The 13,085-nt window shown below is 72.4% G+C and carries 13 protein-coding genes; 3 read left to right on the top strand and 10 right to left on the bottom strand.

Going from position 1 to position 13,085, the window contains the following annotated elements; all coding sequences use genetic code 11:
• Window positions 1-127 precede the first annotated feature (127 nt).
• The 5 genes from LZ604_RS26630 to LZ604_RS26650 all read right to left on the bottom strand — a co-directional run bounded on the left by LZ604_RS26630 (window position 128) and on the right by LZ604_RS26650 (window position 6,628).
• The gene (locus tag LZ604_RS26630) at window positions 128-1,141 is read right to left on the bottom strand and encodes a hemolysin family protein (RefSeq protein ID WP_234518065.1); all 1,014 of its coding nucleotides are present in this window, start codon (window positions 1,139-1,141) and stop codon (window positions 128-130) included.
• Entirely contained in the window at window positions 1,138-2,463 is a 1,326-nt protein-coding gene (locus LZ604_RS26635; RefSeq protein ID WP_234518066.1) for a hemolysin family protein, read from the bottom strand. Before LZ604_RS26635 ends, LZ604_RS26630 begins: the two co-directional genes overlap by 4 nt.
• 165 nt (window positions 2,464-2,628) lie before the next feature.
• Window positions 2,629-3,054, bottom strand: a complete 426-nt coding sequence (locus LZ604_RS26640; protein WP_234518067.1) for a GNAT family N-acetyltransferase — start codon at window positions 3,052-3,054, stop codon at window positions 2,629-2,631.
• Window positions 3,055-3,189: 135 nt separating this feature from the next.
• Window positions 3,190-5,772, bottom strand: a complete 2,583-nt coding sequence (locus LZ604_RS26645) for an ABC transporter permease (protein ID WP_234518069.1) — start codon at window positions 5,770-5,772, stop codon at window positions 3,190-3,192.
• A 7-nt stretch (window positions 5,773-5,779) separates the two neighbouring features.
• Window positions 5,780-6,628 carry an ABC transporter ATP-binding protein gene (locus LZ604_RS26650; RefSeq protein ID WP_234518119.1) on the bottom strand — a complete coding sequence of 283 codons (849 nt, stop codon included), beginning with the start codon at window positions 6,626-6,628 and terminating at the stop codon, window positions 5,780-5,782.
• A gap of 215 nt (window positions 6,629-6,843) precedes the next feature.
• Between LZ604_RS26650 and LZ604_RS26655 the strand changes: the two genes are divergently transcribed.
• Complete coding sequence (locus LZ604_RS26655) at window positions 6,844-7,116, top strand: toxin-antitoxin system HicB family antitoxin (RefSeq protein ID WP_234518071.1); 273 nt, start codon at window positions 6,844-6,846, stop codon at window positions 7,114-7,116.
• The gene (locus LZ604_RS26660; RefSeq protein WP_234518073.1) at window positions 7,113-7,487 is read left to right on the top strand and encodes a fic family toxin-antitoxin system, toxin component; all 375 of its coding nucleotides are present in this window, start codon (window positions 7,113-7,115) and stop codon (window positions 7,485-7,487) included. The genes LZ604_RS26655 and LZ604_RS26660 overlap by 4 nt, the downstream gene beginning before the upstream one ends.
• On the opposite strand, the gene LZ604_RS26665 is transcribed toward LZ604_RS26660, so the two are convergent.
• The 4 genes from LZ604_RS26665 to bioB form a co-directional block, all read right to left on the bottom strand.
• On the bottom strand, window positions 7,488-8,174 hold the full coding sequence (locus LZ604_RS26665) for a class I SAM-dependent methyltransferase (protein WP_234518074.1): 687 nt from the start codon (window positions 8,172-8,174) through the stop codon (window positions 7,488-7,490). It abuts the gene before it with no gap.
• Between the two features lie 72 nt (window positions 8,175-8,246).
• Window positions 8,247-8,963, bottom strand: coding sequence for a dethiobiotin synthase (gene bioD, locus LZ604_RS26670; protein WP_234518075.1), 717 nt, complete (start codon window positions 8,961-8,963; stop codon window positions 8,247-8,249).
• A gap of 1 nt (window position 8,964) precedes the next feature.
• Window positions 8,965-10,245 carry an adenosylmethionine--8-amino-7-oxononanoate transaminase gene (locus LZ604_RS26675; RefSeq protein ID WP_234518076.1) on the bottom strand — a complete coding sequence of 427 codons (1,281 nt, stop codon included), beginning with the start codon at window positions 10,243-10,245 and terminating at the stop codon, window positions 8,965-8,967.
• Complete coding sequence (bioB, locus tag LZ604_RS26680) at window positions 10,238-11,449, bottom strand: biotin synthase BioB (protein ID WP_234518077.1); 1,212 nt, start codon at window positions 11,447-11,449, stop codon at window positions 10,238-10,240. Before bioB ends, LZ604_RS26675 begins: the two co-directional genes overlap by 8 nt.
• A gap of 147 nt (window positions 11,450-11,596) precedes the next feature.
• Between bioB and LZ604_RS26685 the strand changes: the two genes are divergently transcribed.
• Window positions 11,597-12,724: an 8-amino-7-oxononanoate synthase gene (locus LZ604_RS26685; protein ID WP_234518078.1), complete on the top strand. Its 1,128-nt coding sequence runs from the start codon at window positions 11,597-11,599 to the stop codon at window positions 12,722-12,724.
• 135 nt (window positions 12,725-12,859) lie between these two features.
• Here LZ604_RS26685 and LZ604_RS26690 read toward each other — a convergent pair whose 3' ends face one another.
• Window positions 12,860-13,084 (bottom strand): DUF397 domain-containing protein, encoded by a 225-nt coding sequence (locus LZ604_RS26690; protein WP_234518079.1) that lies wholly within the window; start codon window positions 13,082-13,084, stop codon window positions 12,860-12,862.
• Window position 13,085 lies beyond the last annotated feature (1 nt).

Consider the following 13,085-nt stretch of genomic DNA (forward strand, 5'->3'; position numbering starts at 1 on the left):
CCGCGGGGGATCCGGTGCAATGGCTCGCAGGGGCCGCGCGTGAACGTGTCCGGCCACGCGACCGTGGGCCCGAGAGCCCCTGGGCCCGACAGAGGCGGCCGATGCCGGGGCGAGCGGGCGGGGTGTGTCAGGTCCGGTGACCGAACAGTTCCCGCAGAACGTCCTCCATGGTGACCAGGCCCGCCAGGCGACCGTCCGTGCCCAGGACCGCCGCCAGGTGCGTACGGCTGCCGCGCATCGCGGTGAGCACGTCGTCCAGCGGGGTGCTTCCCCGCACCCGCGCGATGGGCCGCATGTCACTCACCCGGAACGGCGCGTTCCGCGGCGACGCGTCCAGCGCGTCCTTCACATGCAGATAGCCGACGATCCGCCGCCCCTCGTCCACCACCGGGAACCGCGAGAACCCGGACTCGGCCGACAGCCGCTCCAGCTCCTCCGGAGTCACGCCGACCCGCGCGTACACCACGCGTTCCAGCGGCACCACCACGTCGCCCACGGGTCGGCGGCCCAGTTCCAGGGCGTCGTGCAGCCGCTCCTGGGCGCGGTCGTCGATGAGCCCGGCCTCGCCGGAGTCCGTGACGAGCCGCGCCAGTTCGTCGTCCGAGAAGGTGGCGGTGACCTCGCTCTTCGTCTCCACGCGCAGCAGTGTGAGCAGCGCGTTCGCGAACGCGTTCACCGTGAAGATCACCGGGCGCAGCGCCCGGGACAGACCGACCAGCGGCGGCCCGAGCAGCAGCGCCAGCCGCACCGGCTCGGCGAGCGCCACGTTCTTCGGCACCATCTCGCCCAGCAGCATGTGCAGATACGTCGCCAGGGCCAGTGCGATCACGAACGACACCGCCCGGCCCGCGCCCGCCGGGACGCCGACCGCGTGGAACGCCGGCTCCAGCAGATGCTCGATCGCGGGCTCGGCGACGACACCGAGGACCAGGGTGCACAGGGTGATGCCGAGCTGCGCGGCCGCGAGCAGCGCCGAGACATGCTCCAGACCCCACAGCACACTGCGGGCCCGCCGGTCGCCCGCGTCGGCGTGCGGCTCGATCTGGCTGCGGCGGACGGAGATCAGCGCGAACTCCGCACCCACGAAGAAGGCGTTCGCGACGAGCGACAGCAGGCCGATCAGCAGCTGGACGAGGGTCATCGCTCGTCCTCCCGCTCGGCGGGCGCCGCGTGCAGAAGCACCCGGGCGGCCCGGTGCCCCGTCGCGTCCACCACATCGAGGCGCCATCCGGCGACCTCCACGCTGTCGCCCTTCACCGGTATGCGCCCGAGTTCCGTGGCGATGAGTCCGGCGAGCGTCTCGTACGGGCCTTCGGGCACCCGCAGCCCGACACCTGCGAGCTGGTCGATGCGGGCCGAGCCGTCGGCCGAGTACAGCGCACGGCCGTCGGCGTCCCGGCCGGCCGGGGCCAGGTCGGGTGCCTCGTGCGGGTCGTGCTCGTCCCGCACCTCGCCGACGACCTCCTCGACGATGTCCTCCAAAGTCGCGACCCCGGCGGTGCCGCCGTACTCGTCGATGACGACGGCCATGGTGTTCCCGCCGGAGAGCCGGTCCAGCAGCCGGTCGACGGTCAGGGTCTCGGGCACGAAGAGCGGCTCGCGCATCACCTGCGTGACCGAACGGTAGGGACGCGTCTCGGCCGGTACGGCCACGACGTCCCTGACGTGCGCGATACCGACGACCTGGTCCAGGCCGCCGCGGTAGACGGGGAACCGGGACAGACCCGTCGCCCGCGTCGCGTTCGCCACGTCCTGGCACGTCGCCTGGGCGTCCAGGGCGATCACCTGGACGCGCGGGGTCATCACGTTCTCCGCGGTCAGGTCGGCCAGGTTGAGGGTGCGCACGAACAACTCGGCGGTGTCCGCCTCCAGGGCGCCCTCCTTGGCGGAGTGCCGGGCGAGCGCCACGAGTTCCTGGGGGCCGCGTGCGGAGGCCAGCTCCTCGGCCGGTTCGAGGCCGAGGCGGCGGACCGCGTGGTTGGCCGTGTTGTTCAGATGCGTGATGAACGGGCCGAACGCGGCGCTGAACCAGCGCAGCGGCGTGCCCACTCGCTTGGCCACCGCGAGCGGCGAGGAGATCGCCCAGTTCTTGGGCACCAGCTCGCCGACCACCATCAGGAACACGGTCGACAGGCCCGTGCCGATGACCAGGCCCACGGACGTGGACGTCGAGCGCGACAGGCCCAGCGACCCGAGCGGGCCCGCGATCAGCTTGGCGATCGACGGCTCGGCGAGCATGCCGACCACCAGGTTGGTGACCGTGATGCCGAGCTGGGCGCCCGAGAGCTGGAACGTCAGGCTCCGTACGGCCTTCAAGGCGCCGGACGCACCGCGCTCACCGCGCCGGACGGCGTGGTCCAGCTCGCTGCGCTCGACCGTGGTGAGGGAGAACTCCGCCGCGACGAATCCACCGCAGGCGAGCGAGAGCAGGATCGCCACCAGCAGGAGGAGCACTTCGGTCATCGGGTCACCTCCGTCCCAGGATCGGCCAGGGACGCGGCTACCGCGCGAGGTCGGGTACGGGCGGGCTCGCCCATCGGCGGACGCTCACACCTCTCCATGGTGGGACGGGTTGACCCCTTGAGGGGACCGTGTGTCCTCTCAAGGGTAAAGGATCGGCAAAGTCGCTCAGGTCGTGAGAGGTTTCACCCAGCGGCGCCATTGCTCCTCGGGCGCGTACCCGGCGGCCCGCCACGCATGCTGGGCCGTCTCGTTGCGCAGCAGCACCATCGCGTCCCCGCGGCGCCCCCCGAGCCGTACGAACCGCTCCTCCGCCGCGGCCAGGAGGGCCGAGCCGATACCGTGCCGTCGCCGGTCCGGGTGCACCGCGAGCCGGTACAGATGGCAGCGCCAGCCGTCGAAGCCGGCGATCACCGTCCCGGCGAGTTCGCCGGACTCCTCGGCCAGCAGCAGCGCGTCCGGGTCGCGGGCGAGGAGCCGCTCCACACCGTCCCGGTCGTCGCTGATGCTCGTGCCTTCGGCGGCCACCTTCCAAAAAGCCAGCACGGCGTCGAGGTCCTCGGGTCCGGCGGCCCGTATCCGTAGATCACTCATGCCGGGATCACACCATGCCGGAGTCGGCGCCTTCGAACATTCCGGCATCCGGACGGCGGTGCGCGGCGCGACGGGCGGCGCGAGGGCCCGCTCCGGGGCGCGGCCGTCGAAAGGCGGCTTCGGAGCGCGGCGTGATCACTCGTGCGCGATCGCCGCCAGCACGTTCATGCGCGACGCGCGCAACGCGGGCAGCAGCGCGGCCACCACCCCCACGACCGCCGAGCCCACCACGACGGCCACGATGGTGCCCCAGGGAATCGCCAGCGCCTTCATGCCCTCCAGCGCGAGCACCCGCTGGATGCACAGGCCCCACACCAGTCCCAGTGCCAGCCCGAGGACGGCCCCGAACACGGCGATCACCACGGACTCCAGCCGGATCATCCGGCGCAACTGCCGCCGGGCGAGCCCGATCGCACGCAGCAGGCCGATCTCCCGGGTGCGCTCGACGACCGAGAGGGCCAGGGTGTTGACCACCCCGAGTACGGCGATGACGATCGCCAGGCCGAGCAGTGCGTAGACGAGATAGAGCAGCACCCCGATCTGCTCGTGCACCAGCTTCTTGTAGTCGGCCTGGTCGCGGACCTGTACCTGGGGATACGCGTCGAGCGTCTTCTCCAGACGGGACCGGAGCCGCTCCTTGGACGTGCCCGGCGCGGCGTTCACGTACAGCGCGGAGTCCTGCCCGCCCGGTACGTACTTCCGGAACGTGTCCATCCCGAGGAACAGCCCGCCCTCCGTGCCGACGCCGTCCGACGCTCCCTGGTCCGTGAGCGCGCCGACCCGGAGGGCGGCGCTGCGTCCGGCCGGGAACCGTAGGGGGAGCGTGCTGCCGACGTGGATGCCGTGGTCCCTGGCGAACGTCGCGTCCATGGCGATGGCGCCGGCCGCGAGCGCGGCGGGCGTGTCCCCCCGCACGTAGTTGATGTGCGCCACCTCGTCGAGCCGCGGGTCGTAGCCCCCGGCGGTGGTCTCGACGCGCCCGCCGTCCGGCAGCCGCACCGCGACGGGTGTGAACCGCTGGCGTACGACGAGCCCCGCGCCCTCCGTCGCCCCGACCCGGTCGGTGATCTCCTTCGGGAAGGGCTGGAAGTTGGTGTTCTGCACCACGAAGTCGGCGCCCAGCGTCTTGTCGATCTGCCGGTCGAACGACTTGGACATGGACGTGCTCGCCACCGACATCCCGGTGACCAGGGCGATCCCCACCATCAGGGCGGAGGCGGTGGCACCCGTGCGGCGGGGGTTGCGCAGAGCGTTGCGCTGGCTCATCCGCCCGATGGAGCCGAAGAGGGCGGGGAAGGCGGCGCCCAGCACCCGGATCACGGGACGCACCAGCAGCGGCCCCGCGATCACGGTGGCGACGAGCGTGAGGATCACGCCGAGCCCGAGCAGGGAGGCGGCCGGCCCGGTCTCCGTCGCTCGTACACAGCCCGCCAGCGCCGCCAGGCCGAGCACGCCGACGATCGAGCCCGCCACCGCGCGGATCGTCAGGGGCCGCCCCACCCCGGCGACCTCGGCGTCCGTGAGAGCGGCCATGGGGGAGACGGCGGCCGCGCGGCGGGCCGGGAGATACGCGGCGACGAAGGTGACGCCGACGCCGACGACGTACGCGGCGACCGGTGTCACCCAGCCGATCACCATCTCGGTGGACTTCAGGTTCATGCCGAACGCGCTCATCAGCCGGATCAGCCCGGCCGCGAGCCCGATACCCGCGGCGAGTCCGAGCGTCGAGGCGACGAGGCCCAGCAGCAGGGCCTCGGTGAGCACGGACCGGCGCACCTGCCGGCGGTCGGCGCCCAGAGCGCGCAGCAGTCCCAGTTCGCGGGTGCGCTGGGCGATGAGCATCGAGAACGTGTTGACGATGAGGAACACGCCGACGAGCACGGCGATGCCGGCGAAGCCCAGCATCACGTACTTGATCACTTCGAGAAACGCGCCGAGCTGTTCCGTGGCCGACTTGGCCTGCTCGCCCGCCGTCTTCAGGTCGTACGGGGAGGAGCCGTGGGGCGAGGAGTGCAGCGCCGTCGCGATCCGCTGCTTGAGCCGCTTGTCGGTCACGCCCGGTGCCGCGTCGACCGAGATGGCGGTGGCCACGTCGGGCCGGCCGAGCAGCCGGGTCTGGGCGGTCGGGGTGTCCAGGAAGATCAGGGCGGCGCCCGGATTGGTGGTCGTGAAGGTGGCGATCCCGACCACCCGCACCGTGAACGAGCCGGGCTGCGCGATCACCCGCAGCGTGTCGCCGATGCGCACGTGCTTGTGCCGGGCCGTGTCCGCGTCGAGCAGCACCTCAGCGGGGCCTTGCGGAGCGTGCCCCGACGTGAGCTTCACCGGGCTGCGGTCGGAGACGTACCAGTTCCTGGCGATGGTGGGCGCGCCGGTCGTCGGACCCACGGGTTCGTTCCGGTGGTCGACGACCGTGACGTACTGCACGGCGACGTCCACATGGGCGGTCGCCACCCCGTCGACCCGGGCGACGCGCTCGGCCAGCGAGGTGGGGAGGGTCGGGGTCACCCCGGTCGGGACCGGCGAGGCCAGGTCCTGCTCGGGGCTGACGGTCACATCGGCCGCCGTGGAGGCGAACAGACGGTCGAAGGTGCGGGTGACCGTGTCCGAGAAGATCAGGCTGCCCGCGACGAACGCCACGGACAGCAGGACGGCCAGGGCCGACAGCGCGAGTCGCCCCTTGTGCGCCAGGAAGCTGCGCAGCGTCGCCTTCAGCACGGTCGCCTCAGTCCTCCCCGGTCCTCGCCGCGGGCGCGTCGTCCACGCCGGACCGGACGGTGCCGGGCGTGGGGTCCTGGGGGCTTGCCCCGGCGAAAAGGCGCATGCGTTCCAGCACCGCCTCCGCCGTGGGCCGCTCCATCGTGTCCACGATCCGTCCGTCGGCCAGGAACAGCACCAGGTCGGAGTGGGCCGCCGCGCCCGGATCGTGTGTGACCATGACGACCGTCTGACCCAGCTCGTCGACCGCCCGGCGCAGAAAGCCCAGGACCTCGAGCCCCGCCCGGGAGTCGAGGTTGCCCGTCGGCTCGTCCGCGAAGATCAGTTCCGGGCGGGAGGCGAGCGCACGGGCGCACGCCACACGCTGCTGCTGCCCACCGGACAGCTGCGACGGCCGGTGCGTCAGCCGGTCGCGCAGTCCGAGGGTGTCGATCACCTGGTCCAGCCACTTCCGGTCGGGCTGCCGGCCCGCGATGTCCATGGGCAGTGTGATGTTCTCGGCCGCGTTCAGCGTCGGGATGAGATTGAACGACTGGAACATGAAGCCGATCCGGTCCCGGCGCAGCCGGGTCAGCTCGCGGTCCTTCAGACCCGTGATCTCGGTGTCGCCGAGCCACACCTGTCCGGCCGATACGGTGTCGAGCCCCGCCAGGCAGTGCATGAGAGTCGATTTCCCTGATCCCGAAGGGCCCATGACGGCGGTGAAACGGCCCCGGGTGATGTCCACGTCGACCGAGTCGAGGGCGAGCACCGTCGTCTCGCCCGAGCCGTACGCCTTCGTCAGCCCCCGGGCGCGGGCGGCGATGCCGTCCGCCTCCCCCGGGCCCGGGGAGTGCTCCGCAGCAGCAGTGGACAAGCCCGCCTCCTCGGTCGTGGACATCCCGGCTCCTTCGCCCGGCCTGTCCCGCACGAGCGTAATGTGGCGCCCGGCACACCCGGTATCCCCCCGGGGTCCACGCGCGCCTCCCTCACAGGTCGTGCGCCGGCAGGCGGTGCGAGGGCTCTCCCCGTACCGCGGTGCGTCGTGCGCCCCCTTGCCGGTGCTAGCACCACGGCGCTAGCGTCGAGTGCATGGCGAAGACCCAGCTGAACGTGAGGGTGGACGAGGACACCGCCCGAGCCGCCCGTGAACGTGCCCTGGAGCGCGGTATGAGCGTCAATCGCTACATCGAAGAGCTGGTCAGGCAGGACACGGGGGAGGCCGGCCACACGTTCGTCGAGGCCGCCGCCGACTTCATGAAGCAGTACGAGTCCGTCTTCGCCGAGGAGTTCGGCACCGCTCGCGAGGGCCGGACCCAGAGCCCGCGGGAGCGCCGGGGCGAAGGCAAGTCGCTGAGCCGTTGAGCCACCTCAGAATCGACCTCGCCTGGCTGCTGATGGTCGCCGAACAGAAGACTCCCGGAGACCCCCAGGTCACCGACTGGGGAGCGCTCGTCGCCGCGGTCAGCCGGCACGAGGCGGAGATATTCGGCGTCCCCGTCTACGACACCCCGTACGCCCGTGCCGCCGCCCTGCTGCAAGTCCTGCTGCACATCCCGGCGCTGGAGCGCTCCAACGCGCTGTTCGCCTCCGCGGTCGCCTACGCCTACCTCGTCGCCAGCGGCGTCAAGGTCGTCACCTCGCCCGAGCAGGTGCGCGAGCTGGCCCGGCTGGTCAAGAGCGGTGCGGCCTCGGTGGACGACATCGCCCGGGAGCTGCGTCAGTGGAGCCTGTGACTACTCCTCGCGCGCATGCCGCCAGGCGGTGCCCAGCACGCAGTAGGACGTCGGCAGGCGCGGCCCCTTCTCGGGCATCAGCATCCGCCGGTAGGGGCCCAGTTCGAAGCCCGCCGCGCGCAGCGCCGCGACCGGGTCCCGGGCGAGATGACAGCCGCCGTTGAGCGCCGGCCACACCGTGCGGTCCAGCGCGCGCTGCGCGGACCGCATCGCGGGCCCCCCGCCCACTCCGTGCTCGAAGAACCTCAGGGTGCCGCCGGGCCGCAGCACCCGCCGCGCCTCCCCGAGCGCCCGCGGCACATCCCGGACGCTGCACAGCACCAGCGAGAGCACCGCCGCGTCGAAGGCCTCGCTCTTGACCGGCAGCGCCTCCGCCGCGCCCGGGGCCACGTCCACGGGTACGTCGGCGCGCAGGGCCGCCTCGACCGCGCGCTGCCGCAACAGCCGCTCCGGTTCGATGGCGACGACCTCCGAGACCGTACGCGGATAGTGGGCGAAGTTCAGGCCGTTGCCCGCGCCGATCTCGATCACCCGGCCGGACAGTCCGGCCAGCAGGCGCTCCCGTACCGCGCCCATACCGAGGCGGGTCTCGGCAGCGATGCTGATCCGGGTGTAGTAGCGGGCGAACAGCGGATGATGCACGGCGTCGCGCGACACTCTGCGGGGGCGGGCGGACCGCAGCGTCATGAGCACCTCCGGGGGAGGACGGGCCTTACCGGGATTGTCCCCCGCGCCCGCCGTCCCCATCCCCGTCTTGCGTCAGGGCGTGTACGACGAGGCGAACGCCTCCGGGTCCCACGATCCGCCGAGCGGAGCCGCCAGCCAGCCGGGGGCCGCTGCACGGAAGTCGGCGGGCGCGTACGCCCCGGCTCCCGCCGGCAGCGCCCCGAGCAGGGGCGCCTGCGCAACCACCGGAAGGTCCGCGAGGTTGCACCGCGACGCGAGATCCGCCGTCCCGGGCCAGCTGCCGATGACCACACCGGTCAACTCCAGCCCCCGGCGCCGCACCTCCCGCGCCGTCAGCTCGGTGGTGTTGAGCGTGCCGAGGCCGGCCGTCGCGACCACCAGCACCGGTGCCGCCAGCAGCCGGGCCGCGTCCGCCAGCGTGCCGCCCTCGTCGTCGAACCGTACGAGCAGCCCGCCCGCCCCCTCGACGAGCACGAGGTCGTGCTCGGCCGCCAGTTTGGCGGCCGCCTCCGCCACCTCCCGCGGGCCCACGGGAGGCAGGCCGGCCCGCCGCGCCGCCGTCGCGGGCGCCAACGGGTCGGGATAACGCGCGAGCTCGCGGACCGTCCAGGCACCCGAGAGCCGGGCCACCTCGTCGGCGTCCCCGCGCTCGTCGGGTCCCACACCCGTCTGCGCGGGCTTGAGCACGGCGACGGACCGGCCCGCCGCGACCGCCACCGCCGCGACGGCCGCGGTCGTGACCGTCTTCCCGACCTCCGTGCCGGTCCCCGTGACCATCAGTACCGGCATGTCAGCCCTCCTGTGCCGCCGCGCACACCGCGCGCGCGATCCGTGCCACGTCCGCGTCCCCCGTCACATACGGCGGCATCGTATAGACGAGGTCGCGGAACGGCCGCAGCCACACGCCCTCGCGCACCGCGGCCCGGGTCGCCGCGGCCATGTCCACCTCGTGGTCGAGCTGGACGACGCCGATGGCGCCGAGCACCCGCACCTCGCGCACGCCGGGCAGGTCCCGCGCGGGAGCGAGGCCCTCCTTGAGACCCGTCTCGATCCGCTTGACCTCCGTCTGCCAGTCCTGCCCGAGCAGCAGGCCGAGCGAGGCGCAGGCCACGGCCGCCGCCAGCGGGTTGCCCATGAAGGTGGGTCCGTGCGCGAGCACCGGCACCTCGCCCCGGGAGATCCCCTCGGCCACGCGCGGGGTGCACAGCGTCGCCGCCATCGTCAGGTAGCCGCCGGTCAGCGCCTTGCCCACACACATCACATCGGGGGTCACCGCCGCGTGGTCGGCGGCGAACAGCGTGCCCGTACGCCCGAATCCGGTGGCGATCTCGTCGAACACCAGCAGGACGTCGTGGGCGTCGCACGCCTCGCGCAGCACCCGCAGATACGCGGGGGAGTGGAACCGCATCCCGCCCGCGCCCTGCACCACGGGCTCGACGATCACCGCGGCCAGCTCGTCCGCGTGCCGTGCGATCGTCTCGCGCAACAGATCAGCGTACGGCTCCTCGTAGGCGGCCGGCGGCGCCTCGGCGAACACCTGCCGGGGCAGGACGCCGCGCCACAGCTCGTGCATGCCGCCCTCGGGATCGCACACGGACATCGGGTGCCAGGTGTCGCCGTGATAGCCGCCGCGCCAGGTCAGCAGCCGCTGCTTGGCGGGGCGGCCGAGCGAACGCCAGTACTGCAGGCACATCTTGACGGCGACCTCGACCGAGACCGAGCCCGAGTCGGCGAGGAACACATGCTCGAGACCATTCGGCGACATGTCGACAAGGAGCTTTGACAACCGGACGGCGGGCTCGTGGGTGAGCCCGCCGAACATCACATGGCTCATGCGCGCCAGCTGCCCGCGCGCGGCCTCGTTGAGCACCGGGTGGTTGTAGCCGTGGATCGCCGACCACCAGGACGACATGCCGTCGACCAGTTCACCGGAGCCGTCGGCCAGACGCAGCCGCACCCCGCTCGCCGATTCCACGACGAGCGGCTCCTGCCGGCCCGGCATGGGACCGTAGGGATGCCAGACGTGCTGCCGGTCGAGCGCCAGCAGCTCGTCCACGGAGAACTCAGGCATTGGGCGCGAGGTCCGTTCCGGCGCCCCGGCGGCGCACCGCGACCAGATCCGTACGGGGCTCTTCGGCGCGCGGCAGGTCAGCCGAACCGCACACACCGCCGCTCTCGTGGGACCCGCACCCGCTCCCGTCGTGGGACCCGCATGCGCCGCCCTCGTGGGGCCCGCAGCCGGCGGCCTCCTGGGACCCGCAGCCACCCGCCGCCCGGTGCTCGGGCAGCGTCACCCGGTCCGTGCCCTCCACCTCGAACCCGGCGTCCGCGATCATCTCCAGGTCGGACTTGCCCGCCTGGCCCTCGCTGGTCAGGTAGTCCCCGAGGAAGATGGAGTTGGCCAGGTGCAGGGCCAGCGGCTGCATCGAACGGAGGTGCACCTCGCGGCCGCCCGCGATGCGGACCTCGACGTCCGGGCACACGAACCGGACCATGGCGAGGATCCGCAGACACCGCTGCGGGGTCAGGTTCCACTCCTTGGCCAGCGGCGTGCCCTCGAACGGGATCAGGAAGTTGACGGGGACCGAGTCGGGGTCCAGCTCCCGCAGCGAGAAGACGACGTCCACCAGGTCCTCGTCGCTCTCGCCCATGCCCGCGATCAGCCCGGAGCAGGCCGAGAGCCCGGCGGCGTGCGCCTTGTGCACCGTGTCCACCCGGTCGGCGTAGGTGTGGGTGGTGGTGATGTCCCCGTAGGTCGCCTCGGAGGTGTTGAGGTTGTGGTTGTAGGCGTCGGCGCCCGCCGCGCGCAGCCGTTCGGCCTGGCCGTCGGAGAGCAGACCGAGGCAGGCGCACACCTCGACGCCCTCGTTCTGCTCCTTGATGGTCCTGATGGTGTCCGAGACCCGGTCCACGTCCCGGTCGGTGGGCCCCCGACCGCTCGCCACCAGGCAGACCCGCTTGGCGCCGCCCGCGACGCCGGCCGCCGCGGCCTGCGACGCCTGGTCCGGCTTGAGCCAGGTGTACTTGAGGATGTCGGCCTTCGAGCCGAGCCGCTGGGAGCAGTAGGAACAGTCCTCCGGGCACAGACCGGACTTCAGGTTGACGAGATAGTTGAGTTTCACCCGTCGGCCGAACCAGTGGCGGCGCACCTTGCCGGCCGCGGCCACCACATCGAGCACGTCGTCGTCGGAAGTGGCGAGGACGGCCAGAGCTTCCTCGCGGGTCGGCATCTCGCGCCGCAGCCCCTTGTCCACCAGCGTGTTCAGCAGGTCCATGAGAGCCGATCCTGTCCTACGGGACCGCCCCGGGCCAAGGAGAGATCGCACAACAGACGACGTTCACCGTGTGGGTATTGCCACACCCTGGGCCGCTGGTCGTCCCGCTAGTGTCTGTGCACTGCCTACAAATGCCCCGGAGGAGTCATGGCGTTCGGCTGGATCGACGAACAGGCGCGGACGCGCCGCCGAGCCGGACTCGTCCGCACTCTGCGCCCCCGCCCCGCCGACTCGCCGCTCCTCGACCTCGCGGGCAACGACTATCTGGGCCTGTCCCGCCATCCGGAGGTCACCGAGGGCGCGGCAGGGGCGGCCCGGCTGTGGGGCGGCGGCTCGACCGGTTCCCGCCTCGTCTCCGGAACGACCGAACTCCACGTCGAGCTGGAGCGCGAGCTGGCCGGCTTCTGTGGCTTCGAGGCGGCGCTCGTCTTCTCCTCCGGGTACGCGGCCAACCTCGCGGCGGTCACCGCGCTCGCCCCGCACGGCTCACTGATCGTCTCCGATGCGGGCAACCACGCCTCGCTCATCGACGGCTGCCGGCTCGCCCGCGGCACCACCCAGGTCGTGGCGCACGCCGACCCCGACGCGGTCCGCAAGGCGCTCGACACCCACAGCGGGCCCGGTGTCGTGGTCTCCGACACGGTGTTCTCGGTGGACGGCGACGCGGCCCCGCTGGCCGACCTGGCCGAGGCCGCGAGGCAGTTCGGGGCCGGGCTGATCGTCGACGACGCGCACGGGTTCGGCGTGCTCGGGTCCGGCGGCCGGGGCGCGCCGCACGCGTCCGGTCTCGCGGGCGCCCCGGACCTGGTGGCGACGGTGACGCTGTCGAAGTCGCTCGGCAGCCAGGGCGGGGCCGTCCTCGGACCGGCGCGTGTGATCGACCATCTGGTCAACGCGGCACGGACGTTCATCTTCGACACCGGGCTCGCCCCGGCGGCGGCGGGCGCGGCGCTCGCGGCGCTGCGTCTGCTGCGCCGCGAGCCTGAACGTGCCCTACGGGTCCGCGCGGTGGCGACGGCCCTGCACGCCCGCCTCACGGCCGAGGGCCATGAGGCGGTGCGCCCGGACGCCGCCGTGGTCTCCGTGCGGGCACCGTCTCCCGAACTGGCCGTGCAGTGGGCGGCGGACTGCCGGGCGGCGGGAGTCGCCGTCGGCTGCTTCCGTCCGCCGTCGGTGCCCGACGGCATCTCACGGCTGCGGCTGACCGCCCGTGCGGACCTCACCGACGAGCAGATCGAGCACGCCGTGCGGGTGATCGGCGCGACGCGGCCGTAAGTCGGCGAAACGGCCGTGCCTCGCTCGTCGGACGCACATGACGCGTCCGCAACCGTGAGGAGAAGTGCTCCGTCAGATGTGATGCGGAAATCGACTCGAAATTGGCTCAAAGAAGTCCGAGTCGAGAGGAAATGATCAGCTCAGTCCGGCGAGAAACTCCTTCCAGGCGTCGGGGGTGAAGAGCAGGGCCGGACCGGTCACGTTCTTGGAGTCGCGCACGGCCACCAGTCCCTGCCAGGGGCCGCTGCCCGGACGGGCGGTCTCGACGCAGTTGTTCATTCCCGTACTCCGGCTGCTGCGCAGCCATCGCACGCCGTGCAGGGACGTACCGGCGGGGATGTGCCGAGGCGGTGCTGACATG

Origin of the sequence: Streptomyces glomeratus, assembly GCF_021462825.1 — a bacterium.
Lineage (GTDB): Bacteria > Actinomycetota > Actinomycetes > Streptomycetales > Streptomycetaceae > Streptomyces > Streptomyces glomeratus.